Here is a 21,750-nt window from a genome sequence, read left to right as displayed (position 1 = left end):
CCTTGCAGCTGCGCGGGTGGCCGGGCCTCAGCCCTCCAGCATCTTTTTCCACCGGGCCACCTGCGCGCGCACCTGCGCCGGGGCGGTGCCACCGTAAGACATGCGCGAGTTGACCGAATTTTCGACCCCGAGCACCGAGAAGACATCCTCGGTGATGCCGTCGTGTACGCCCTGCATATCCTCCAGGCTCAGATCCGGCAAATCGCACCCGCGGCTTTCCGCCATGGCGACCAGCGTTCCGGTGACATGGTGGGCGTCGCGGAACGGCACCTTGAGCACCCGCACCAGCCAGTCGGCGAGATCGGTGGCGGTGGAGAAGCCGGAGCCCGCCGCCGCCGCCAGCGCCTCGCGGTTGGCGCTCATGTCCTTGACCATGCCTTCCATCGCCGCCAGCGCCAGCATCCAGTTGTCGGCCGCGTCAAACACCTGTTCCTTGTCTTCCTGCATGTCCTTGGAATAGGCGAGCGGCAGCCCCTTCATCACCATCATCAGCGCGGTGTTGGCGCCGAAGATCCGGCCCACCTTGGCGCGGATCAGCTCGGCGGCATCCGGGTTCTTCTTCTGCGGCATGATCGACGAGCCGGTGGAGAAACGGTCCGACAGGGTGACAAACCGGAACTGCGCCGAGGACCAGATCACCAGCTCTTCGGCAAAGCGGCTGAGGTGCATGGCGCAGATCGACGCCACCGACAGGAACTCCAGCGCGAAGTCGCGGTCAGACACCGCATCGAGCGAGTTGGCGGTCGGCCGGTCAAAGCCCAGCGCGCTTGCGGTCATCTCCCGGTCGATCGGGAAGGAGGTGCCTGCCAATGCCGCCGAGCCCAGGGGTGATTCGTTCATCCGGACGCGGGCATCGCGCACCCGGGACAGATCGCGGCCGAACATCTCGACATAGGCCATCATGTGGTGGCCCCAGGTCACCGGCTGCGCGGTCTGCAGGTGGGTAAAGCCCGGCATCACCCAATCGGCCCCCGCCTCGGCCTGCGACAGAAGCGCGCGGATCAGCGCCAGCAGGCCCGATTCCGCCGCGTCCAGCTGGTCACGCACCCAGAGTTTGAAATCGGTCGCCACCTGGTCATTGCGGCTGCGGCCAGTGTGCAGACGGCCCGCAGGCTCGCCGATGATCTCTTTCAGGCGGGCCTCCACGTTCATGTGGATGTCTTCCAGCGCGGTGGAAAACTGGAAAGTTCCGCCCTCGATCTCTGACAAAACGGTGAGCAGCCCTTCCCGAATGGCCTCGGCATCATTATCCGTAATGACACCTGTGGCGGCGAGCATCGCCGCATGGGCCCTGGAGCCGGCAATGTCCTGCGCCGCCATCCGCTTGTCGAACCCGATCGAGGCGTTGATCGCCTCCATGATCGCGTCCGGGCCAGCGGCAAAGCGGCCGCCCCACATCTGGTTCGAGGATTGATCTGTCATGGTGTGGAACCCCGGAGATAATATGCGTCTGTTTCGTCAGCTTTCCCTTTATATGGCCCTTGCCTTGGGTGCAAATGCGGCCTTTGCCGCCGAGCCGGCGCAGCTGGAGGCGCTGCGCGACGGTTCCATGAAGAAACTTGTGGTGCATGCCGAGCCAAAGCCGGTCTCGGCCACCGCCTTCCACCTCGCAGATGAGGCCGGGATGACCAGCCTCGAGGACTACCGCGGCAAGGTGGTGCTGGTGAACTTCTGGGCCACATGGTGCGCGCCCTGCCGCAAGGAAATGCCGCAGCTGGCGGAACTGCAGGCGGAGTTCGGCGGCGAGGATTTCGAGGTTCTGACCATCGCCACGGGCCGCAACTCGCCGGTGGGAATCCAGAAATTCTTTGATGAAACCGGCATCGACAACCTGCCCCGCCATCAGGATCCGAAACAGGCGCTGGCCCGCGAGATGGCGGTGATCGGCCTGCCGATCACCGTGCTGCTGGACCGTGACGGGCAGGAGGTTGCCCGGCTGCTGGGCGATGCCGAGTGGAACTCGGAGAGCGCCAAGGCGATCATTCGGGCGATGATCGACAGCTAGGGTTCTCTCCCTGGCCCGCCTTCCCTGCCTGATGGACGATAGCCGGGCTGTGCCCTGACCCGGCGGGCAACTGCACTATCTCTATTCCATGGAGGCCGCCGCTGTGCGGCGCGAATGGGAGAACGAGATATGAAACCTGTCGTGTTACTGATCGGCAAGTTGCCACATGTGATCGGCGATGTGGCCAGGCAGCTGGACCATCTGCCGATTCACTGGCTGGGCGCGCATGACCAGCCCGAGGTGGTGCGCCAGCTCGAGAGCGAGCCGCGCATCGCCTGCGTCATCATGGGCGCGGGGCTGGATGACCGCATCCGCGGCGACCTGATTGGCATCATCGCCGCGCTCCGGCCCGATGTCTGCATACACCTCAAGGACCGCGCCTCGGGCTCGGAAGGGTTGGTACCCTTTGTCGAACGGGTGGTGCGGATGCAGCTGCTGTCGCCACCGCAGCACATGGCAGTGGCGGTCTGAGCCAGCGCCCGAACCGGACGTCGCCTCGGCCCCCGCAGCGGCCCGAAACGGGTCCTGGGGGGGGCGCGGCATCCGGTTCATTCAAATGCGATCTTTAATCCCGCATCAACCCTTTTGCCCGATGCTGCGGCAAGCATCATACTGTGTTACACCTTTGCCGGAATGGGGCCGCAGCAGAATGAGAAAGAAACACGGCAAGGCCGTATTGCCCGAAGGGGCGGAAAACCCGCTCAGCGCCGCTGTCGCGGGGCGCGATCAGTCCACGCTCGACATGGTGGCCGAGGCGATCAAGCACGACCAGACGGTGCTGGCCTATCAGCCGATCATGCAGGCGCTGGAGCCGCATGGGGTGGCCTTCTACGAGGGCTACATCCGGGTGCTGGACGCCACCGGCCGGGTCATCCCGGCCCGCGAATTCATGCATGTGGTCGAGGACAAGGAACTGGGCCGCGAGCTGGATTGCCTTGCGCTGCAACACGGCCTGCGCGCGCTGGAACAATTTCCCCAGATCCGTCTGTCGGTCAACATGTCGGCGCGCTCCATCGGCTACCAGCGCTGGACGCGGGTACTGGAACGTTTCCTGAAACGCGACGAGACCCTCGGTGAACGGCTGCTGCTGGAAATCAGCGAGGCCTCGGCCATGGCCGCGCCGGAACTGGTCACCGATTTCATGGGCCGGATGCAGCCGCATGGCATTGCCTTCGCCCTGGATAATTTTGGCGCCAGCACCACCGCCATCGGCCATTTCCGCCAGTTCTTCTTTGACGCGGTCAAGATCGACGGCCAGTTCGTGCGCGGCGTGCACGCCAATCACGACAATCAGGCCGTGGTCCGCGCGCTGGTCGGCATCGCCAAGCAGTTCGACATGTTCTGCGTCGCGGAATCGGTGGAGACCCAGGCCGATGCGGAGTTCCTGGTCTCCAACGGCGTCGACTGCCTGCAAGGCTACCTGTTCGGCGCCCCCTCCGTGTCGCCCTCCTGGATCGACGACATGAAGCACCGCCAACAGGTCGGCTGATTTCTTCGCGCCCGCCGCGCGCGACGTCGGCCGGGGCGATCCCGGTCCCGACAGCCCGCGCGGCGGCGCTTGCTGCACCGCAGCGTCAAGACAGGCTTTTTCGAAAACTCCGCAGAATCCTGCTGCATCGACCTGCGCTGACGGTTGACTCGGCGCCTGCCCCTGGGACACCCTGTCAATTGCTGCACGTGCAGCAATAGATTAAGCCGGTTCCTGGAGGAGACGAAAAGACTGTTGCGCACATGACCGTGAACGCCCGGCGCAGCTCCCCCCTCCCTGAGACCTGAATTGATGGCTGAGGATCAAAACCAATGACCAATGTTGTAATCGCATCTGCCGCGCGCACCGCTGTCGGCTCCTTCGGCGGCGCATTCGCCAACACCCCCGCCCACGACCTGGGGGCCGCGGTACTGGAAGCCGTGGTAGAGCGCGCCGGCGTCGACAAATCCGAGGTGTCGGAAACCATCCTGGGCCAGGTGCTGACCGCCGCACAGGGCCAGAACCCGGCGCGCCAGGCGCATATCAACGCCGGTCTCCCCAAGGAAAGTGCCGCCTGGGGCATCAACCAGGTCTGCGGCTCGGGCCTGCGTGCCGTGGCGCTGGGGGCCCAGCACATCCAACTGGGTGATGCCTCCATCGTCGCCGCCGGCGGCCAGGAAAACATGACCCTGTCGCCCCATGCCGCGCATCTGCGTGCCGGTCACAAGATGGGCGATATGAAATACATCGACACGATGATCCGCGATGGTCTGTGGGACGCCTTTAACGGCTATCACATGGGCCAGACCGCCGAAAACGTGGCCGAGCAGTGGCAGATCTCCCGCGACATGCAGGATGAATTCGCCGTGGCCTCGCAGAACAAGGCGGAAGCGGCGCAGAAGGCCGGCAAGTTCGCCGATGAGATCACCCCCTTCACCGTGAAGCACCGCAAGGGCGACATCGTGGTCGACCAGGACGAATACATCCGTCACGGCGCCACCCTCGAAGCGATGCAGAAGCTGCGCCCCGCCTTCACCAAGGACGGCAGCGTCACCGCGGCCAATGCCTCGGGCCTGAACGACGGCGCCGCTGCCACCCTGCTGATGAGCGCCGACGAAGCCGAACGCCGCGGCATCGAGCCGCTGGCCCGCATCGCCTCCTACGCCACCGCGGGTCTCGACCCGTCGATCATGGGTGTCGGTCCGGTCTTTGCCTCGCGCAAGGCGCTGGAGAAGGCAGGCTGGTCGGTGGACGACCTCGACCTGGTCGAAGCCAACGAAGCCTTTGCCGCCCAGGCCTGCGCGGTGAACAAGGACATGGGCTGGGATCCGGCGATCGTGAACGTGAACGGCGGCGCCATCGCCATCGGCCACCCGATCGGCGCGTCCGGCTGCCGCGTGCTGAACACGCTCTTGTTCGAGATGAAGCGCCGCGGCGCCAAGAAGGGTCTGGCCACCCTGTGCATCGGCGGCGGCATGGGCGTCGCCATGTGCGTGGAGCGCCCGTAAGTGGCGCGTTTTTGCTGATACGCGGGGCGCCCCTTTGGGGCGCCCTTTTTCTTTTACATTCGCACGTTATCTGAGTCGGAAGGCCCGAGGGTGCGACAATTTTATGCGGCAGTGCAGAATTTTCTCCGCGAAATATTGTTGCTAGATTGGACCTGAGTTTACAATAAGATTACCACTCGAAGACTAACTGGAGGACTTTTGAATGGCACGAACTGCACTCGTCACCGGCGGCTCCCGCGGCATCGGCGCAGCTATTTCCGAGGCGCTGAAGGCGCAAGGCTGCACCGTTGCAGCCACCTATGCCGGCAATGACGAAGCCGCGGCGAAATTCACCGAGGAAACCGGCATCAAGACCTACAAGTGGAATGTCGGCAGCTACGAGGAAAGCGCGGCAGGCATCGCCAAGGTCGAGGAAGAGCTTGGCCCGATCGACATCGTGGTGGCCAATGCCGGCATCACCCGCGACGCGCCATTCCACAAGATGACCCCGCAGCAGTGGCAGGAGGTGATCGACACCAACCTGACCGGCGTGTTCAACACCGTGCACCCGGTCTGGCCCGGCATGCGCGAACGCAAGTTCGGTCGCGTCATCGTGATCTCCTCGATCAACGGTCAGAAGGGACAGTTTGCCCAGGTGAACTATGCCGCGACCAAGGCCGGTGACCTCGGCATCGTCAAATCGCTGGCGCAGGAAGGCGCCCGCGCGGGCATCACCGCCAACGCGGTCTGCCCCGGCTACATCGCGACCGAGATGGTCATGGCCGTACCCGAGAAGGTGCGCGAATCGATCATCAGCCAGATCCCGGCCGGTCGCCTGGGCGAACCGGAAGAGATCGCCCGCTGCGTGGCCTTCCTGGCCTCCGACGACTCGGGCTTTATCAACGGCTCGACGATCTCCGCCAACGGCGCCCAGTTCTTCGTCTGAACCGCGCCAAGGCTCGAAACGGCAAGGGCCGGTCCCGAAGGACCGGCCCTTTTCCTATCCCGTAAGAACCCTGCGCGCTCAGGCTCAGCGGGAAATCCTGTTGCGGCGGGCGCTCAGGCCCAGCGCGAAACTCTGGGGCGAAGACCCGGCTGGGTGCATTTCGACACCAGCCAGCGCAGAGCCTGTTTCAGCACCGCTCCGCGGGCCGCATGGGCACGGGTCATGGCGGTTTTGACGGCGGCATTGGCGGAGTATTCAAGCATCTCGGGCCTCCTTGGTTCGGATCAGTATCCTTGGATGTGTTGAATATGCGCGCGCCGAGAGAAACTGACAAACGAGACTTCTCCGCGCTTCGGTTAAGTATTACTTATGTGAACATGTCTGATCGCCTGCCCCCGCTGACCGCCCTGCGCGCCTTTGAGGCCGCCGCCCGCCACATGTCCTTTGCCAAGGCGGCAGAGGAGCTGCACGTCACCCCTGCGGCGTTGTCCTTCCAGGTGAAATCGCTCGAAGAACACCTGGGGGAGCCGTTGTTTCACCGACTGAACCGCGCCGTGGAGCTGACCGAAGCGGGCAAGACGCTGGCCCCCGGCACCCGCGACGGCTTCGAACGGCTGAGTGCCGCCTGGCGCGCCACCCGCAGGCTGCAGGACAACACCACGCTGACGGTGACAGCCGGGCCTGCGCTCACCTCGAAATGGCTGGCGCCGCGCCTCTACGAGTTCGCCCGAAGCCACCCGGAAATCGACCTTCGGTTCTCGGCCACGCTGCGGCAAATGGATTTTGCCCGCGACGAGGTCGATGTGGCGATCCGCTTTGGCTACGGCCCGGACGAGGGCGTCTGGGCGATGCCGCTGCGCAAGGATTGGCTGACGCCGGTGATGACGCCGGAAATGGCCGAGCGATACCCCACCCCCGAAAGCCTGACAAAAGCACCGCTGCTGTTTGACGAGTCGCTGAACTTCCTTGATCCGCCCTGCGACTGGCCGGTGTGGTTCCGCTCGCAGGGGATCGATTTCACCCCCACCCACGGCGCCTGGTTTTCCCAGGCCGACCATGCCATCGACGCTGCCCTTGCCGGGGTCGGCGTGGCGCTGGGGCGGCGGCCGATCATCGTGACCGACCTGCACGCAGGCCGACTGGTGGCGCCCTTCAAGACCGCGATCGAGACCGACGCGCATTTCCGCTTCCTCTGCGCCAGCGGCACGGAGAACCGGCCGCAGATCGCTGCCTTTCGCGACTGGTTCGTTGCGGAGATCGAAAAAACCTCTTACATATCAGACGCTTTCGAGATCATCCCCGCAAAGGACCTGCCCCCACCATGACCCGTACCCGCGCGACCGCCATTGGCTTCATCGCTGTTCTCCTGTGGTCGCTGCTGGCGTTGCTGACCGTGGGCTCGGCCCCGACCCCGCCGCTGCTGCTGAACGCGCTGTGCTTTACCATCGGGGGCACCCTTGGGCTGGTCTGGACCGCTGCCAGCGGCAAGCTGGGCCAGCTGCGGCATGTGCCGGTGCGGGTCTATGTCTTTGGAACGTTGGGGTTGTTCGGCTATCACGCCCTGTATTTCTCCGCTCTGCGGCTGGCTCCCGCGGCCGAGGCCGGGCTGATTGCCTATCTCTGGCCGCTGCTGATCGTGCTGCTTTCCGGCCTGCTGCCGGGGGAGCGCCTGAAGGCCGGGCATCTCATCGGTGCGGTGCTCGGCTTTGCCGGTGCGGCAACGATCATCTCGGGCGGCGGGGCCGGGTTTCAGGCGCAGTATCTGCCGGGTTACGGGCTGGCGCTGTTGTGCGCGCTGACCTGGTCGGGCTACTCGGTGCTGTCGCGGCGTCTGGGCGGCGCGCCGACCAGTTCGGTGGCGGTGTTCTGCCTCGCGACCGCCGTGGCGTCGTGGGGGCTGCATTTCGCACTGGAAGAGACGGTCTGGCCTGCGGGCACGCTCGGCTGGGTCTCGACCCTGCTGCTGGGACTGGGACCGGTGGGGCTGGCCTTCTATGTCTGGGACATCGGCGTGAAACAGGGGGACATCCAGATGCTGGGCACCAGTTCCTACGCCGCGCCGCTGTTGTCGACGCTGGTGCTGGTGCTGGCAGGCGTCGCCACCGCGAGCTGGGGCCTGGCGGTCGCCGCGGCGCTGATCACCGCGGGGGCGCTGATTGCCGCCCGTGCCAGCGCCGCGCGCTAACGCTTCCCGGCAACGCCAGCTGCAAAACCTCCAGCCCCAGAGCAAGGCCGGAAAACAAGGAAGGGTCGCCGTATCCGGGCGACCCTTCTCGTCTACATGCCGGGCGCGAGGCCCGGCCGGAACCTCAGACGGCCTCTGCCGTCAGGCGCTCAATCTCTTCCTTCAGCTTGAGCTTTTGTTTCTTCATTGTCGCGATTTGCAGACCGTCGGTACTCGGCGATCGTTGGGCCTGTTCCACTTCCATGCTCAGATGCTCGTGCTTCTTCTTAAGTTCGGTCAGGTGCGAGCTGAGGCTCATGGCACTCCTCCTTCGTTGAGCTAGATGTGTTCGGACAAGAAGAGTGGAACACAAGTTTGCGCGTCTGTCACGCCGCAGCCGCAGCATTTTTGTCATGAAATATTCATATCGGCCGAGTGCCGCCCATCCGGCGCCAATTGCCCGCAAATTCCGGCTGCACACCGCATTCACCCCCACCGCAGAGGTTGAAATCGCATCGCCGGATCCCTATCTGGGCACGGCTGCCAAAAGGCGAGGCAGCCCCCGGTTCAGGGCCAGGGCAAGGCCGCCCCGTCCCGCAGCACCGCGCGAATTTGGGGGCTGTAGCTGTCTCCGTCGCGCTCATGTCGCGCGCCTTCGTGCAGAATCAGCGGCGCATGCAGACGGAAATCTGCGCGCCCGCCCTTGCGGGCCCGCAGGATCACCAGCTCCGCCGCGCGGTTTTGCCGCGGCGCCAGCGGCAGCACCTCGACCGAGCCCAGACAGTCTGCGCAGGCCGTGAGCATGTCCGGCAGCCGATCGGCCCGCTGGATCATGTGCAGGTAGCCCCGGTGCGCCAGCCGCCGGGCGGCGGTGCGGATCCACGCGGCCAACGGGGTGCGCTCGCCCAGCGCCACCTGCCGCCCGGCATCGCGGGCCGGGCTGTGGGCGCCCGGCTTGTAATAGGGCGGGTTGGCGATGACATGGGTGAACTGACGCTGCTTCAGCGCCTCGGGCAGCGCCGAAAGATCCGCCTCGAAGACTTCCATCGGCTGGGCGTTGGCGGCGGCGTTGCGCCGGGCGAGATCGGCATAGGACGGTTGCAGTTCCACGCCGGTCAGCGACAGCTGCGGCACCCGTGCGCCCAGACACAGCAGGGCCTGGCCCGCGCCACAGCCCAGCTCCAGCACCGCGTCCTTGGGCCGCGCCGGAACGCTGGCCGCCAGCAGCACCGGGTCCACCCCGGCGCGGTAACCCGCCAGGGGCTGCCACAGTTGCACCCGGCCGCCCAGAAACCCGTTGCGGCTCAGCTCGTTGTCGGCAAAACCCGTCATCTGCCCAGGGGAATGTCGTTGTCGCGCATCACCACCAGCGCCGCGTCGTAATCATCCGCACGCACCATCAGGCGGCGGGGGAAAATGCCGATGCCACCTTCCAGGATGCTCATATTTACGTCCATTTGAAAGCAGTCTATATCCTCACCCTCAAGAAGGGCGGAGGCAAAGGCCATGATCGTCGGATCGGTGCTGCGCAAAAGCTCTTTCATGGAACAGGATCTAAGGGCAAGGCGCCTGCCTTGTCGAGCCTCGCAGGCGGGAATGTGATTGACCAAGTGATGACCAAGAAGCCGCATGAGATGCTGGCCGCCACGCTGAGCCAGGAACTGGAGGCGGTGAACGCGCTGATCCGCGACCGGATGGCTTCACGTCATGCCCCGCGCATCCCCGAGGTCACCGCGCATCTGGTCGAGGCCGGCGGCAAGCGGCTGCGGCCAATGCTGACGCTGGCGGCGGCGCGTCTGTGCGGCTACGAGGGCGAGCATCACCTGAAGCTGGCGGCGACGGTGGAGTTCATCCACACCGCCACGCTGCTGCATGACGACGTGGTGGACGAGAGCGGCCAGCGCCGCGGGCGGCCCACCGCGAACCTGCTGTGGGACAACAAAAGCTCCGTGCTGGTCGGCGACTACCTGTTTGCCCGAAGCTTCCAGCTGATGGTCGAGACCGAGAACCTGCGGGTGCTGGACATCCTTGCCAATGCCTCGGCCACCATAGCCGAGGGAGAGGTGCTGCAGATGACCGCCGCCTCGAACCTGAAGACGGACGAAGATGTCTATCTGCAGGTGGTGCGCGGCAAGACCGCGGCGCTGTTCTCGGCCGCGACCGAGGTGGGCGGCGTCATTGCCGGTGCGCCGGAGGATCAGGTGCAGGCGCTGTTTGATTATGGCGACGCGCTCGGGATTGCCTTCCAGATCGCCGATGATCTGCTGGATTACCAAGGCGACACCAAGGCGACCGGCAAGAACGTCGGCGATGATTTCCGCGAGCGCAAGCTGACGCTGCCGGTGATCAAGGCGGTGGCGCAGGCGACCGAAGAGGAACGAGCCTTCTGGACGCGCACCATCGAGAAGGGCAAGCAGCAGGACGGCGACCTGGAGCAGGCGCTGGCGCTGATGGCGAAATACGGCACGCTGGAGGCGACGCGGCAGGATGCGCTGGCCTGGGCCGCCAAGGCGCGCGCGGCGCTGCAGACACTGCCCGATCACGCGATCCGCGGCATGCTGAGCGATCTGGCCGACTACGTGGTGGCACGGCTGCACTGACGGGGTCTGGAGGGGCGCTGCCCCTCGCGCCGCTGGCGCTCACCCCGGAGTATTTTTGCAAAGGTGAATGGACGGACGATGACGCGCCGTGCGTCAGCGCGGCGCGCGTCCCAACGGCGGACAAGCATCCGTGATGCGCCGCGCCGCGGGCGGGAGCCTTCGGTCCGTGGAGGGGCCGGTCAGGTCAGGGTGACCACGCTGCACCACCAATCGGGATGCTCCGCGCCGATCTCATAGGCCGCCATATGGGCGGCCTTTTTTGTCGGATACAGTGCAAAGCAGGTGGCGCCGGAGCCGGACATGCGCGCGAGCAGTGCCTGCCGGGAGTCGCGCAGGTCGGAGAGGGTGCGGTCGATCTCTGGCGCCAGTCGGCGCGCCGGGGCCTCCAGGTCATTGCGCTGTTCCTGCAGCCAGGCTGCGCAATCCTCGGTACCGGTGAAGGCGGGGAGCGCCTCGGGCATCGGCGGGTTTTCCCGCGTCTCCAGCCCGTTGAAGACGGCACCGGTGGGCACATGCTCGCCCGGATTGACCAGCAGCGCATGGAGCGGCGGCAGGTCGGTCGGGGTGACGCCTTCGCCGATGCCCTGCATGCGGGCAGCGCGGGCGGCCATGCAGACCGGCACATCGGCGCCGAGCGACAGCGGCAGCTCTGCGGGGATCTCTGCGCCCTGCCCGGCTACGGCCTTCAGCAGCGCCGCGGCATCAGACGACCCACCGCCGATGCCCGCCCCATGCGGCAGGTGCTTGTCGAGGTGAATGCGTCCGCGCCAGCCCGCGCCCTCGGCCGCGCGCCACACGAGGTTGCGCGCATCCGTCGGCACGCCCCTGGCAAACAGACCGGAGACCTCCAGCGCCAGCTCCGGTCCCGGCTCCAGCCGCAGCCGGTCGCCGACATCGGCAAAGACCACCAGCGAATCCAGCAGGTGATAGCCGTCATCGCGGCGGCCGGTCACATGCAGGGTCAGGTTGATCTTGGCCGGGGCAAAGACCTCAACCACCATTGGCGACCTTCAGGGGTTGAGCGCCCTCCTCGGCCAGCAGCGCGTCGAGACCGATTTGCAGCTTGCGACGGATGCGGTCCGGATCGGCTTCGCCATCCGTGTCGGCGGGGTCGATGAAGGACAGCGCCCGCTTCCACTGGAACTCCGCCTCGCGGGCGCGACCCACCGCCCAGTAAACGTCCCCCAGATGGTCATTGACCACGGGGTCCACCGGCATCAGCTCGACCGCGCGCTCCATGTGCGCGACCGCCTCTTCGAAGCGGCCGAGGCGGAACAGCACCCAGCCCAGCGAGTCGACGATGTAGCCACTGTCCGGCCGCGCGGCGACGGCGCGTTCGATCATGTCCAGCGCCTCGTCCAGCTTGATCTGCTTTTCCACCAGCGAATAGCCGAGATAGTTCAGCACCTGTGGCCGGTCCGGCTCCAGCTCGAGCGAGGCGCGGAAGTCGGCCTCGGCCTGCTCCCACTGATCCAGCCGTTCATGGCAGATGCCACGGGCATAGAGCAGGAACCAGCGGCTGTCGGACTCTTCGGGGAGATGTTCAAGCGCGGTGTCATAGGCGTCGATGGCCCCCGCGTAGTCTTCCTGCTGACGCAACAGGTCGCCAAGGCTGATGTAGACGCTGGCCTGGTCGGGGAAGGCGCGGCTCAGCTGGGCCAGCACCTCGGCGGCGGCTTCGGGTTTCGCCGCGCGGCGCAGCGCCTCGGCGCGCCCCATTTCGGCCGCGTGGTAGTCCGGGTGGCCACTGGGCACCTGCCGGTACGTGGCGACGGACAGTTCATAGCGCCCCATCTGGTCCAGCAAGCTGGCGCTGAGCAGAAGCGCGTCCACGTGGTCGGGTCGCATCGCAGCCGCGATGCGGGCGTACATCAGCACGTAGTCGTTGGCGGTATCGCCATTCAACGCTGCCCCCAGCGTAAAGAACACCTCGGCAATGCCATCGCGCGGCGTCGGAGCAATGGTGAAGGCCAAGGTTTCACCGGCCTGCAACTGCGCCTCCAGCGCCGCCAGCCCCGGGTCGAGCCGATCGGAGAAGGCCGCGTGCAGGGCCTCGCGGGCCTCGTCATTGCGGCCCAGCTGCGACAGGATCTGCACCCGCGCAATTGCCGCCCGGCGGCTGAGGCCACTCAGGCGTCCCTCGTCCGCGGCAAACAGCGCATTGGCGCCGCCGTAGTCACCCGCAGAGGCCAGCGCCAGCGCCCGGTGATAGAGCACGAAGGGCCTGAGGCTGTCGTCCTCGGCCAGCTCATCGAACGTCTTCAACGCGTTGGATACCGACCCCACGCCGACATGCGCCCAGGCTTCGAGCAAGCCATCGACCAGCGGGTGGATCGCCTCCAACTCAGGGTCGCGGGCCAGGATGGCCTCGAAATTTTCGTTGAGGGCATGGCTGCCAGCGATCACCACATTGCCGACCTGGCTGCGCGCACCGGCCTGCAGCAACCGCTTGGCCACCGGCACCGCGGCGTCAATCCGGCCCATGGCGAGCTGGGCAAAGACCACGTTTTCCATCAACAGCGGGTTCTGGGGATCGCGTGCCAGCGCCTGCGTGTAATAGAGCGCAGCCGCGGCAAAATCATTTTCGTATTTGGCGGCGCGACCGGCCAGGTAGGAACCGGCCAGCCCGCTGGCCTGCACGGCAGGCGGAAAGACGGCGCAGACGGCGAGAAGAGCCGCCCCGGTCAGGCTGCGGTAGATGGATACGGGCACGCGGGACCCCCTTTGAGATTTACTACTCTGGCGTTACCCCGAAAGCGTAGTCCGCTGCCCACAAACACGCAATGGGGCGGCCCGAAGGCCGCCCCGAATTTCCGGCAAAACCACGCCGAATGCGTAAAATACGCGTTACATGTTGGGGTAATTCGGCCCGTCCCCGCCCTGCGGCGTGGTCCAGGTGATGTTCTGGCTGGGATCCTTGATGTCGCAGGTCTTGCAGTGGACACAGTTCTGGAAGTTGATGACGAACTCCGGCTGGCCGTCCTTTTCGACCACTTCGTAGACACCGGCCGGGCAGTAGCGCTGCGCCGGCTCCGCGAATTTCGGCAGGTTCACCTTGATCGGGGTGTCCTGGTTGCCGAGACGCAGGTGGCAGGGCTGGCTTTCCTCGTGATTGGTCATCGAGAAGCTGACGTTGGTCAAGCGGTCGAAGGACAGCACGCCATCGGGCTTGGGATAGTCGATCGGCTGGTGCTTGGAGGCTTCCTCGGTCGCTTCGGCATCGTTCTTGCCGTGGCCCAGCGTGCCAAAGAAGGAAAAGCCGAAGGTGTTGGTCCACATGTCCAGACCGCCCAGCATCAAGGACGCTGTGAGCCCCCACTTGGACCACATCGGCTTCACGTTGCGGACCTTCTTCAGGTCTTCGCCGATGGCGCCGTTGCGGACCTCGGCCTCGTAGGCGGCCAGTTCGTCGCCCGAGCGCTCGGCCTTGATCGCCTCATAAGCGGCTTCCGCCGCGGCCTTGCCCGACAGCATCGCGTTGTGGTTGCCCTTGATGCGCGGCACGTTGACCATGCCCGCGGCACAGCCCAGAAGCGCCACGCCCGGCGCGACCAGTTTCGGCATCGACTGCCAGCCACCCTCGGTGATCGCCCGGGCACCGTAGGCCACCCGCTTGCCGCCCTTCAGCAGGTCGGCCACCACCGGGTGGTGCTTGAAGCGCTGGAATTCCATGTAGGGGAACAGGTGCGGGTTCTTGTAGTTCAGGTGCACCACGAAGCCGACATAGACCTGGTTGTTGTCCAGGTGGTAGATGAACGAGCCGCCGCCCGCGTTCTTGCCAAGCGGCCAGCCCATGGTGTGGGTCACGGTGCCTTCCTTGTGCTTGGCCGGGTCGATCTCCCAGATCTCCTTCATGCCGATGCCGTATTTCTGCGGCTCCTTGCCGTCCGACAGGCCATATTTGGCGATCACTTCCTTGGACAGCGAACCGCGCACGCCCTCGCCGAGGAAGACGTATTTGCCGTGCAGCTCCATGCCGGGTTCATAGGCCGGACCGGGGGTGCCGTCGGGGTTCTTGCCGAACTCGCCCGCGATCACGCCCTTTACCTCACCGTTATCGCCATAGACCAGTTCGGAGCAGGCCATGCCGGGGAAGATCTCGACCCCAAGCGCCTCGGCCTGTTCGGCCATCCAGCGGCAGACGTTGCCCATCGACACGATGTAGTTGCCGTGGTTGTTCATCAGCGGCGGCATCGGGAAGTTGGGGATGCGGACCTGCCCTGCCTCGCCCAGCATCAGGAAGTTGTCTTCCTTAACCGGCACGTTCAGCGGCGCGCCTTTTTCCTTCCAGTCGGGGATCAGCGCATCCAGGCCGCAGGGGTCCAGAACCGCGCCCGACAGGATATGCGCGCCCACTTCGGACCCTTTTTCCAGCACCACCACTTCGAGGTCGGAATCCAGCTGTTTCAAGCGGATGGCAGCAGACAAGCCGGCGGGACCGGCCCCGACGATCACCACGTCGTATTCCATCGCTTCGCGTTCAATCTCGGCCATTTGCGGCGCTCCTTGGCTTTGTCTTCGCTACCGGCTCCACCACGAGAGGTAGGTGGGCGCAATTTTCTTTCGCGGTTGCTTAGCTGGTGGCAGGCTGCCGGGTCAATCCAAACACCGCGTCACGGGTTGTAAAACAGGCAACTGAGACAAAAAGTGCGTCCAAATTCGCCATTCAAGGATCATTTTCCGTCTCGGGGCTGTCTCCCATCAGATATCTTGGCCCCTTGCCCTTTGCCGCGGCGCGGTCGTCAGGGTTGTAGAGCTTGCAGGAAGACAGCGACAGGCAACCGCAGCCGATGCAGCCGTCCAGATTGTCGCGCAGTTTCACGAGAGTTTCGATTCGCTGGTCCAGCAGGTCGCGGAAGTTTTCCGAGATCTCGGCCCAGTCCTGCTTGGTCGGGGTGCGCCCGTTCGGCAGGCCGCGCAGGAAACCGCGGATTTGCGGCAGTGAAAACCCGAACTGCTGCGCGATCATGATGAAGCTGAGCCGCCGGATGTCGGCGCGGTGAAAGCGGCGCTGGCCGCCCGCGTTGCGCCAGGGCTCCACCAGCCCCTGCGCCTCGTAATAGCGAATGGCCGAGACGGCGAGGCCGGTGCGTTCGGCCAGGTAACCGATGGATATGCCTGCGGACGGGGGCATCGGACCTCCTGAAGAAAATGCTTGAGCTAAAGTTAAGTTTAGAAATTACGGTGACTCGCATCAACCGTTTTTCAAATCCAAACACAGGAGATTTCTGATGAGCGCAGTTCTGGAACACGCCAATGTCACCGTCGCCGACCCCCATGGCACCGCCGCCTGGATGCAGAAAGTCTTTGGCTGGCACATTCGCTGGGAGGGCGCGGCCAAGAACGGCGGCTACAGCGTGCACGTCGGTGAGTCCAACAGCTACCTGGCGCTCTACGCGCCCCCCTCAGCCGCGAGCAAGGCGCCCGAAAGCTATGGCATCATCGGCGGGCTGAACCATCTGGCAGTGATCGTGCCGGACCTCGACGCCACCGAGGACGCGGTCAAGGCTGCGGGCTTCACCCCGATCAACCACGGCGACTACGAACCCGGGCGCCGGTTCTATTTCCACGATGAAAACGGCATTGAATTCGAGGCGGTGCAATATGATTGATCTGATGTGGCAAGCGGCGCTGCGCGGCGGCGGCGCAGGCGGCATTATTCCGCGCAAAGCTGTGGAAAACCCGCGTAAAATCCCCCGTTTGCGGCAATAAGCGCCCGCAAGCGGCCCGCGCCCACTTGAAATCGGGCGCGGGATTGGGTCAGGTATCTGTCAACCGGATCGGACGCCCCGCGGCTTATGCTGCGGGGCTCCGGTTTTCCACCTGACAAGAACACTAAGCGACCTGGACCAATCTCATGGAAAAGATCCCGATGACCCCCACGGGTCACGCCGCGCTGGAAAGCGAACTGAAGACTCTCAAGTCGGTCGAACGTCCGGCCATCATCCAGGCCATCGCCGAAGCACGCGAGCTGGGTGACCTGTCGGAAAACGCCGAGTACCACTCGGCCCGCGAAAAGCAGTCCTTCATCGAAGGCCGCATCAAGGAGCTGGAAGGCCTGCTGTCGCTGGCTGACGTGATCGACCCGGCCAAGCTGTCCGGCTCGGTCAAGTTCGGCGCCAAGGTGACCGTGGTCGACGAGGACACTGACGAGGAAAAGTGCTGGCAGATCGTCGGCGAGCACGAAGCCAACATCGAGGCGGGCCTGCTGAACATCAAATCCCCCATCGCCCGCGCCCTGATCGGCAAGGAAGAGGGGGACAGCGTCGAGGTGCGCACGCCCGGTGGCGAGCGGTCCTATGAAATCCTCAAGATCGTCTATTCCTGATCCGCAAAACGGCAGCCCAGATGACAGGCCCCAGCAGCACAGGACCCAACAGCAGTTCCGGCAGCGGCAGCGCCTTCAGCAGCGGTCGCCCGCTGCCGCGGCTTGACGGCCCTCCCGGCAACGGTCTGGGCGGTGCCGAGCTGGTCGCGATCGGGCTGGGGGCCTTGTGGCTGGCGGTGGCGGCGGGGCTGTACCTGTTTGCGCCGCAGGACAGCGGACTGGCCGAATGGGGCGACCGGATCGTCGCCATCCTGGCCCTGGTACTGCCGCTCGCGATGCTGTGGGTGGCGGCCTCGGCCGCGCGCTCGGCCCGCGTCGTGCGCGAGGAATGCGAGCAGCTGCAAGCCGCCATTGACGGGCTGCGCCAGACCTATCTGACCCAGGCGCAGCAGCAGGCCGCGGTGGCCGAACCCTCGGTGGCCAAGCGGCTGGAAGAAATCGCCGAAGCGACCCGCAAGACCGAAACCGCCCTCGCCACGTTCCACACCAGCCGCCGCAACCAGCCGACCCGGCCCGCGATTCCCGCCGCGGCTGCCGAAATGACGGCCGCCGAGCAGGGCTCCCTGGCGCTGGACACCCCCGCCGAGGAAGCGGCGCCGCCGCTGGCGGCGGACCAGTTCATCCGCGCGCTGAACTTTCCCGAAACCGCCGAGGACACCGAAGGCTTTGCCGCCCTGCGCGCAGCACTGAAGGACCGCAAGACGGCGCAGGTGATCCAGGCGGCGCAGGATGTTCTGACCCTGCTGAGCCAGGACGGCATCTACATGGATGATCTGCGCCCCGACATGGCGCGCCCCGAGGTCTGGCGCCAGTTCGCCCAGGGTGCCCGTGGCCGGGCGGTGGCGGCGCTTGGCGGCGTGCGCGATCGCAGCTCGTTGGCGCTGACGGCCGCGCGGATGAAGCAGGATCCGATTTTCCGCGACGCCGCGCATCACTTCCTGCGGCGGTTCGACCAGATGTTTGCCGACTTCGAGGCCGAGGCCACCGACAGCGATATCTCGGCCCTTGCCAATACTCGCACCGCGCGCGCCTTCATGCTGTTGGGCCGGGTGGCCGGCACCTTCGACTGAGCCACACCCGGACACAATCAGTTCGCCCCTGTTGCCCGTACGGGCGCGGCTTTCGACGACGAATGTATGGCTTCAGAACCATGAGACCTGCCCGCCGCGCCCAAGCGCGGCGCCCGGCCCAACGGCGGGCAAGCATCTGCGATGCGCCGGCCCGCGGGCGGGAGACCGACCGTTACATCGCGAAACTGCCATAGGGGATGAAGCGCACCGGATCGCCCGGTTTCACATGCACGGCACCGTCCGGCAGTTCGACCAGCCCCTCGGCCCAGCTGAGCCCGCTGATGCGGCCGGAGCCTTCGGAGGCGAAGACCTCCGCGCGGCCATCGCGCATCCGGGCACGCAGGTATTCGCGGCGGCCCGGTTTCTTGCGTTTTTCGAACCCGGCCGGCACCTCAAATCCCTGCGGGCGCTGCCAGCCTGCCCCCGCCATCAGCCCCATCGCCGGGCGCGCAAAGATCAGCGTGCAGACCAGCGCCGCCACAGGGTTACCCGGCAGGCCGAAGACCGGCGTGCCCTGCCACATCCCCAGCGCCAGCGGGCGGCCCGGTTTCAGCGCGATACGCCATTCCTGCATTGCACCGGCCTCGCGCAGCAGCGCGGAGACATGGTCCTCGTCCCCGGCTGAGGCACCGCCGGAGGTCAGGATCACATCGGCGCGCGCCGCTGCATCGTCCAGCCGGGCGCGCAAATCGCCGCGATCGTCCGCCGCCCGCCCCAGATCCAGTGCCTGAAATCCCATCTGCCGCAGCAGCGCCAGCAGCATCGGCCGGTTGGCGTCATAGATCTGGCCTGGCCCCGCGGGCATCCCCGCCTCGACCAGCTCGTCCCCGGTGGAAAGCACACCGACACGCAAGGGCTGGCGCACCGGCAGCTCTGCCAGCCCCGTGGCGGCGGCCAGTGCCAGATCGGCGGGGGTGATCACCCGGCCCGCGGTCAGGATCACCGCGCCTGCCTGCACGTCCTCGCCCGCGCGGCGGGTGTTGGCGCCTTGCTTCAGCGGCCCGTTGAAGGCGATCTGGCGACCATCCGTGTTCACGTCCTCCTCGAGGATCACGGTATCGACCCCATCGGGCAGCGCCGCGCCGGTCAGCACCCGGATCGCCTGCCCTGCAGGCACCGCGCCATCAAAGGGCACGCCCGCTGCCGCCCGCCCCTCAACCAGCGGCAGCACATGCGCGCCCGCGGGTCGTCCGCCCGCAAAGCCGTAGCCGTCCACCGCCGTGTTCGGCTGCGGCGGGTTGGCGCGCCGGGCTGCCACATCCTGCGCCAGCACCCGGCCCAATGCTGCCTCCAGCGGCACGGTCTCAGCCCCCATGACCGGCGTCAGCCGCGTGCGCAGCAGCTCCAGCGCGTCATCCACCGGCGTCCAGTCGACCCCCGCGGGCAGGGCAAAACAATCGTTGCTGAGGGGGGGCGGGGTCAGGGTCATCTCGGGCAGCCTCAAAGGGTTGGAGCCATCACAGCCTGGACGTCACAGGCCAGTTGCACAGGCCAGTTTCACAGGCCGATATCGGCCAGCAGGAAATCGGCAATGGCCACGGTATCATCCAGATCGAACACCGGCCGGTCGAGGTCTAGCGGCACATCGCTGGCAACCGCGCGAATACTGTCATCCCCCGGCGCGATCAGTTCGGTCCCGGCCGCCTGGCGGTGGGCTTCGATCTTGGGGTGGGCTTCGCGCTTGTAGCCCTCGACCAGCACCAGATCGACCGGAGAGAGCCGTGCCAGCAAGTCCGCCAGCGGCGGCTCCGGCTGGCCGCGCAGCTCCTGCATGAGGGCGATGCGGGCGGGGCTGGCCAGCACCACCTCTGCCGCGCCGGCCATGCGGTGGCGATGGCTGTCGGTGCCGGGCCGGTCCACATCGGCACCGTGATGGGCGTGTTTGATGGTAGAGACCCTCAGCCCGCGGGCGGTGATCTCGGCCACCAGCCGCTCCATCAGACCGGTCTTGCCGTTGTTCTTCCAGCCAGTGACGCCGTAGATCTTCATGCCAGCAGCGCCTCGGCCCGGGCCAGATCCTCGGGCGTGTTGATGTTGAAGAACGGGTCGAAAGGCTCCGCCTCGAACAATGCCTCGCGGCCCTGGTGCCGGTCGGTCCAGAGCACCACCTTGCGCAGACCGACCTGCAGCGCCGCGCGCAGGTCGTCGCGCAGGGCAACGGGCCAGAGGCCGAAGGCCGGGTGGCGGTTCACACGCTTGCCGCCGCCGGATTTCAAGGCCTCGTCGCCAGTACGCGGGGTCACAGCCATTACCAGCGGGTGATCCATTCCGTCGGCTGCTGCAGTCAGCCGCGCGACCAGATCCTGCGGGAAGAACGGCGTGTCGGCGGCGGCGGTGACGATGGTCTCCGCGCCCTGGTCTGCGGCCCAGTCGAGACCTGCGAGTACGCCCGCCAGCGGACCGGCGAAGCCCTCGATCGAGTCGGCAATGACCGGCAGGCGGAGGTCGGCGAAACGTTCCGGGTCGCCATTGGCGTTGAGCGCCATGCCCGCGACCTGCGGCGAGAGCCGGTCGATGACGCGGGAGAGCAGGCTTTGGCCACCGACCTGCAGCCGCCCCTTGTCGCCGCCGCCCATTCGGGTGGCGAGGCCGCCTGCGAGGATTACGCCGAGGGGTTGGGTCATCTTTCGGGGTCTCCAGCTTTTGAAAAGCCGCCCGACCGGTAGGCCGGGCAGCGCCCGTCCCGCTCCCCACGGCGCGGGCGCTTCTCGCCCTCCCCGTCGGGCCGAGCGCTGCCCTTGTCTCTATATCGCCGAACAGTCATTCCGCACTCTTCCGACGGTGCTTCTTTTCCTCCACCGGCGCGTCCTTGGGGTCCATGTCGCGGACCAGCCGCTCCTCGCCCGAGAGGCAGATGAACCGCTGGCCTCGCATCCGGCCGATCAGGGTGAGGCCGACCTCGCGAGCGATTTCCACGCCCCAGGCCGTGAAGCCGGAGCGCGAGGCCAGCACCGGGATGCCCATCATCGCGGTCTTGATCACCATCTCCGACGTCAGCCTGCCGGTTGTATAGAGGATCTTGTCCGCGGGATCGGCGCCTTCGGACAGCATCCAGCCGGCGATCTTGTCCACCGCATTGTGGCGGCCGACGTCCTCCATATAGACCAGCGGGCGGTCCTGATGGCACAGCACGGTGCCGTGGATCGCCCCTGCCTCGAGATACAGCGAGGGGGTGCGGTTGATCTTATGCGCCAGCGCATACAGCCAAGAGGTGCGGATCTCCGCTTCGGGCAGGCGCACATCCTCCAGCCCCTCCATCATGTCGCCGAAGACGGTGCCGACCGCGCAGCCGGAGGTGCGGGTTTTCTTCTTCAGCTTCTCCTCGTGGCTGGTTTCAACGGCGGTGCGCACCACCACGGTTTCCAGATCCTCGTCGTAATCGACGCGGGTGACCTCATCGCCGTCGCGCAGCATCCGCTGATTGCGCAGAAACCCCAGCGCCAGATATTCCGGATAGTCGCCGATGGTCATGGCGGTGACAATTTCCTGCGAGTTCAGGAAGATGGTCAGCGGGCGCTCCTCGACCACGGCGATCTCGAGGGCCTCGCCGTTCTGATCGGTGCCGGTGACAGCGCGGGTCAGCCGGGGGTTCGAGACCCCGGGGGCGATCAGATATTCTGACGTGATATCCATGCTCACCAATTGCATTCCTCCTGCGTCCGGCGTAGGCCGGATGCAGGCA

24 protein-coding genes are annotated in these 21,750 nt (G+C 66.0%); 11 read left to right on the top strand and 13 right to left on the bottom strand.

The window, feature by feature from the left end; translation table 11 throughout:
• Positions 1-27 precede the first annotated feature (27 nt).
• The gene (gene argH / locus AB9K35_RS18920) at positions 28-1,422 is read right to left on the bottom strand and encodes an argininosuccinate lyase (RefSeq protein WP_369928502.1); all 1,395 of its coding nucleotides are present in this window, start codon (positions 1,420-1,422) and stop codon (positions 28-30) included.
• Positions 1,423-1,444: 22 nt separating this feature from the next.
• Here argH and AB9K35_RS18915 point away from each other — a divergent pair, with 22 nt between their 5' ends.
• From AB9K35_RS18915 to phbB, 5 genes are all read left to right on the top strand, one after another.
• Complete coding sequence (locus AB9K35_RS18915; protein ID WP_369928500.1) at positions 1,445-2,005, top strand: TlpA disulfide reductase family protein; 561 nt, start codon at positions 1,445-1,447, stop codon at positions 2,003-2,005.
• Positions 2,006-2,134: 129 nt separating this feature from the next.
• Entirely contained in the window at positions 2,135-2,476 is a 342-nt protein-coding gene (locus AB9K35_RS18910) for a hypothetical protein (RefSeq protein ID WP_222456312.1), read from the top strand.
• A 178-nt stretch (positions 2,477-2,654) separates the two neighbouring features.
• Positions 2,655-3,494 (top strand): EAL domain-containing protein, encoded by an 840-nt coding sequence (locus tag AB9K35_RS18905; protein ID WP_369928497.1) that lies wholly within the window; start codon positions 2,655-2,657, stop codon positions 3,492-3,494.
• A gap of 311 nt (positions 3,495-3,805) precedes the next feature.
• Complete coding sequence (locus AB9K35_RS18900) at positions 3,806-4,981, top strand: acetyl-CoA C-acetyltransferase (RefSeq protein WP_369928495.1); 1,176 nt, start codon at positions 3,806-3,808, stop codon at positions 4,979-4,981.
• A gap of 202 nt (positions 4,982-5,183) precedes the next feature.
• On the top strand, positions 5,184-5,906 hold the full coding sequence (phbB, locus tag AB9K35_RS18895; protein ID WP_222456315.1) for an acetoacetyl-CoA reductase: 723 nt from the start codon (positions 5,184-5,186) through the stop codon (positions 5,904-5,906).
• Positions 5,907-6,019: 113 nt separating this feature from the next.
• Here the strand turns inward: phbB and AB9K35_RS18890 are convergent, their stop codons facing one another.
• Complete coding sequence (locus tag AB9K35_RS18890) at positions 6,020-6,169, bottom strand: hypothetical protein (RefSeq protein ID WP_369928493.1); 150 nt, start codon at positions 6,167-6,169, stop codon at positions 6,020-6,022.
• 114 nt (positions 6,170-6,283) lie between these two features.
• Between AB9K35_RS18890 and AB9K35_RS18885 the strand changes: the two genes are divergently transcribed.
• Complete coding sequence (locus AB9K35_RS18885; protein WP_222456317.1) at positions 6,284-7,231, top strand: transcriptional regulator GcvA; 948 nt, start codon at positions 6,284-6,286, stop codon at positions 7,229-7,231.
• Positions 7,228-8,091 (top strand): DMT family transporter, encoded by an 864-nt coding sequence (locus tag AB9K35_RS18880; protein WP_369928491.1) that lies wholly within the window; start codon positions 7,228-7,230, stop codon positions 8,089-8,091. The genes AB9K35_RS18885 and AB9K35_RS18880 overlap by 4 nt, the downstream gene beginning before the upstream one ends.
• Positions 8,092-8,215: 124 nt before the next feature.
• Here the strand turns inward: AB9K35_RS18880 and AB9K35_RS18875 are convergent, their stop codons facing one another.
• The 3 genes from AB9K35_RS18875 to AB9K35_RS18865 all read right to left on the bottom strand — a co-directional run bounded on the left by AB9K35_RS18875 (position 8,216) and on the right by AB9K35_RS18865 (position 9,614).
• A complete protein-coding gene (locus AB9K35_RS18875) occupies positions 8,216-8,389 on the bottom strand; it encodes a DUF465 domain-containing protein (RefSeq protein ID WP_222456319.1) in 174 nt (57 codons plus the stop codon).
• A 248-nt stretch (positions 8,390-8,637) separates the two neighbouring features.
• Positions 8,638-9,402, bottom strand: coding sequence for a tRNA1(Val) (adenine(37)-N6)-methyltransferase (locus tag AB9K35_RS18870; protein ID WP_369928489.1), 765 nt, complete (start codon positions 9,400-9,402; stop codon positions 8,638-8,640).
• Positions 9,399-9,614: a DUF2007 domain-containing protein gene (locus AB9K35_RS18865; RefSeq protein ID WP_222456321.1), complete on the bottom strand. Its 216-nt coding sequence runs from the start codon at positions 9,612-9,614 to the stop codon at positions 9,399-9,401. Before AB9K35_RS18865 ends, AB9K35_RS18870 begins: the two co-directional genes overlap by 4 nt.
• Positions 9,615-9,683: 69 nt before the next feature.
• Here AB9K35_RS18865 and AB9K35_RS18860 point away from each other — a divergent pair, with 69 nt between their 5' ends.
• The gene (locus tag AB9K35_RS18860; RefSeq protein WP_369928486.1) at positions 9,684-10,670 is read left to right on the top strand and encodes a polyprenyl synthetase family protein; all 987 of its coding nucleotides are present in this window, start codon (positions 9,684-9,686) and stop codon (positions 10,668-10,670) included.
• Between the two features lie 179 nt (positions 10,671-10,849).
• Here AB9K35_RS18860 and AB9K35_RS18855 read toward each other — a convergent pair whose 3' ends face one another.
• From AB9K35_RS18855 to soxR, 4 genes are all read right to left on the bottom strand, one after another.
• On the bottom strand, positions 10,850-11,671 hold the full coding sequence (locus tag AB9K35_RS18855; protein WP_369928484.1) for a 4-(cytidine 5'-diphospho)-2-C-methyl-D-erythritol kinase: 822 nt from the start codon (positions 11,669-11,671) through the stop codon (positions 10,850-10,852).
• Entirely contained in the window at positions 11,661-13,382 is a 1,722-nt protein-coding gene (locus AB9K35_RS18850) for a tetratricopeptide repeat protein (RefSeq protein WP_369928482.1), read from the bottom strand. Before AB9K35_RS18850 ends, AB9K35_RS18855 begins: the two co-directional genes overlap by 11 nt.
• Positions 13,383-13,517: 135 nt before the next feature.
• Positions 13,518-15,164, bottom strand: coding sequence for a 4Fe-4S dicluster domain-containing protein (locus tag AB9K35_RS18845; RefSeq protein ID WP_369928480.1), 1,647 nt, complete (start codon positions 15,162-15,164; stop codon positions 13,518-13,520).
• Positions 15,165-15,336: 172 nt separating this feature from the next.
• Positions 15,337-15,804, bottom strand: a complete 468-nt coding sequence (gene soxR / locus AB9K35_RS18840; RefSeq protein WP_369928478.1) for a redox-sensitive transcriptional activator SoxR — start codon at positions 15,802-15,804, stop codon at positions 15,337-15,339.
• 97 nt (positions 15,805-15,901) lie between these two features.
• Between soxR and AB9K35_RS18835 the strand changes: the two genes are divergently transcribed.
• The 3 genes from AB9K35_RS18835 to AB9K35_RS18825 all read left to right on the top strand — a co-directional run bounded on the left by AB9K35_RS18835 (position 15,902) and on the right by AB9K35_RS18825 (position 18,068).
• Entirely contained in the window at positions 15,902-16,282 is a 381-nt protein-coding gene (locus tag AB9K35_RS18835) for a VOC family protein (RefSeq protein WP_369928476.1), read from the top strand.
• Between the two features lie 245 nt (positions 16,283-16,527).
• The gene (greA, locus tag AB9K35_RS18830) at positions 16,528-16,998 is read left to right on the top strand and encodes a transcription elongation factor GreA (RefSeq protein WP_222456327.1); all 471 of its coding nucleotides are present in this window, start codon (positions 16,528-16,530) and stop codon (positions 16,996-16,998) included.
• A gap of 20 nt (positions 16,999-17,018) precedes the next feature.
• Positions 17,019-18,068: a hypothetical protein gene (locus tag AB9K35_RS18825; RefSeq protein ID WP_369928474.1), complete on the top strand. Its 1,050-nt coding sequence runs from the start codon at positions 17,019-17,021 to the stop codon at positions 18,066-18,068.
• A 172-nt stretch (positions 18,069-18,240) separates the two neighbouring features.
• On the opposite strand, the gene glp is transcribed toward AB9K35_RS18825, so the two are convergent.
• From glp to AB9K35_RS18805, 4 genes are all read right to left on the bottom strand, one after another.
• The gene (glp, locus tag AB9K35_RS18820) at positions 18,241-19,497 is read right to left on the bottom strand and encodes a gephyrin-like molybdotransferase Glp (protein ID WP_369928472.1); all 1,257 of its coding nucleotides are present in this window, start codon (positions 19,495-19,497) and stop codon (positions 18,241-18,243) included.
• 68 nt (positions 19,498-19,565) lie between these two features.
• Positions 19,566-20,057, bottom strand: a complete 492-nt coding sequence (mobB, locus tag AB9K35_RS18815) for a molybdopterin-guanine dinucleotide biosynthesis protein B (RefSeq protein WP_369928470.1) — start codon at positions 20,055-20,057, stop codon at positions 19,566-19,568.
• Entirely contained in the window at positions 20,054-20,692 is a 639-nt protein-coding gene (gene mobA, locus AB9K35_RS18810; RefSeq protein ID WP_369928468.1) for a molybdenum cofactor guanylyltransferase MobA, read from the bottom strand. The genes mobB and mobA overlap by 4 nt, the downstream gene beginning before the upstream one ends.
• 136 nt (positions 20,693-20,828) lie before the next feature.
• The gene (locus AB9K35_RS18805) at positions 20,829-21,701 is read right to left on the bottom strand and encodes a formate dehydrogenase accessory sulfurtransferase FdhD (RefSeq protein ID WP_369928551.1); all 873 of its coding nucleotides are present in this window, start codon (positions 21,699-21,701) and stop codon (positions 20,829-20,831) included.
• Positions 21,702-21,750: the final 49 nt, after the last annotated feature.

The sequence above is a fragment of the Leisingera sp. XS_AS12 genome, from assembly GCF_041224635.1.
Lineage (GTDB): Bacteria > Pseudomonadota > Alphaproteobacteria > Rhodobacterales > Rhodobacteraceae > Leisingera.
The sequence above is the reverse complement of the archived record's forward strand: the minus strand, read 5'-3'. Positions and strand labels throughout refer to the sequence as shown.

Excerpts from the sequence above, each read along its gene's own strand:
- argH (WP_369928502.1), bottom strand. The coding sequence starts at position 1,422 with ATGACAGATCAATCCTCGAACCAGATGTGGGGCGGCCGCTTTGCCGCT.
- AB9K35_RS18915 (WP_369928500.1), top strand. The coding sequence starts at position 1,445 with ATGCGTCTGTTTCGTCAGCTTTCCCTTTATATGGCCCTTGCCTTGGGT.
- AB9K35_RS18910 (WP_222456312.1), top strand. The coding sequence starts at position 2,135 with ATGAAACCTGTCGTGTTACTGATCGGCAAGTTGCCACATGTGATCGGC.
- AB9K35_RS18905 (WP_369928497.1), top strand. The coding sequence starts at position 2,655 with ATGAGAAAGAAACACGGCAAGGCCGTATTGCCCGAAGGGGCGGAAAAC.
- AB9K35_RS18900 (WP_369928495.1), top strand. The coding sequence starts at position 3,806 with ATGACCAATGTTGTAATCGCATCTGCCGCGCGCACCGCTGTCGGCTCC.
- phbB (WP_222456315.1), top strand. The coding sequence starts at position 5,184 with ATGGCACGAACTGCACTCGTCACCGGCGGCTCCCGCGGCATCGGCGCA.
- AB9K35_RS18890 (WP_369928493.1), bottom strand. The coding sequence starts at position 6,169 with ATGCTTGAATACTCCGCCAATGCCGCCGTCAAAACCGCCATGACCCGT.
- AB9K35_RS18885 (WP_222456317.1), top strand. The coding sequence starts at position 6,284 with ATGTCTGATCGCCTGCCCCCGCTGACCGCCCTGCGCGCCTTTGAGGCC.
- AB9K35_RS18880 (WP_369928491.1), top strand. The coding sequence starts at position 7,228 with ATGACCCGTACCCGCGCGACCGCCATTGGCTTCATCGCTGTTCTCCTG.
- AB9K35_RS18875 (WP_222456319.1), bottom strand. The coding sequence starts at position 8,389 with ATGAGCCTCAGCTCGCACCTGACCGAACTTAAGAAGAAGCACGAGCAT.
- AB9K35_RS18870 (WP_369928489.1), bottom strand. The coding sequence starts at position 9,402 with ATGACGGGTTTTGCCGACAACGAGCTGAGCCGCAACGGGTTTCTGGGC.
- AB9K35_RS18865 (WP_222456321.1), bottom strand. The coding sequence starts at position 9,614 with ATGAAAGAGCTTTTGCGCAGCACCGATCCGACGATCATGGCCTTTGCC.
- AB9K35_RS18860 (WP_369928486.1), top strand. The coding sequence starts at position 9,684 with ATGACCAAGAAGCCGCATGAGATGCTGGCCGCCACGCTGAGCCAGGAA.
- AB9K35_RS18855 (WP_369928484.1), bottom strand. The coding sequence starts at position 11,671 with ATGGTGGTTGAGGTCTTTGCCCCGGCCAAGATCAACCTGACCCTGCAT.
- AB9K35_RS18845 (WP_369928480.1), bottom strand. The coding sequence starts at position 15,164 with ATGGCCGAGATTGAACGCGAAGCGATGGAATACGACGTGGTGATCGTC.
- soxR (WP_369928478.1), bottom strand. The coding sequence starts at position 15,804 with ATGCCCCCGTCCGCAGGCATATCCATCGGTTACCTGGCCGAACGCACC.
- AB9K35_RS18835 (WP_369928476.1), top strand. The coding sequence starts at position 15,902 with ATGAGCGCAGTTCTGGAACACGCCAATGTCACCGTCGCCGACCCCCAT.
- greA (WP_222456327.1), top strand. The coding sequence starts at position 16,528 with ATGGAAAAGATCCCGATGACCCCCACGGGTCACGCCGCGCTGGAAAGC.
- AB9K35_RS18825 (WP_369928474.1), top strand. The coding sequence starts at position 17,019 with ATGACAGGCCCCAGCAGCACAGGACCCAACAGCAGTTCCGGCAGCGGC.
- glp (WP_369928472.1), bottom strand. The coding sequence starts at position 19,497 with ATGACCCTGACCCCGCCCCCCCTCAGCAACGATTGTTTTGCCCTGCCC.
- mobB (WP_369928470.1), bottom strand. The coding sequence starts at position 20,057 with ATGAAGATCTACGGCGTCACTGGCTGGAAGAACAACGGCAAGACCGGT.
- mobA (WP_369928468.1), bottom strand. The coding sequence starts at position 20,692 with ATGACCCAACCCCTCGGCGTAATCCTCGCAGGCGGCCTCGCCACCCGA.
- AB9K35_RS18805 (WP_369928551.1), bottom strand. The coding sequence starts at position 21,701 with ATGGATATCACGTCAGAATATCTGATCGCCCCCGGGGTCTCGAACCCC.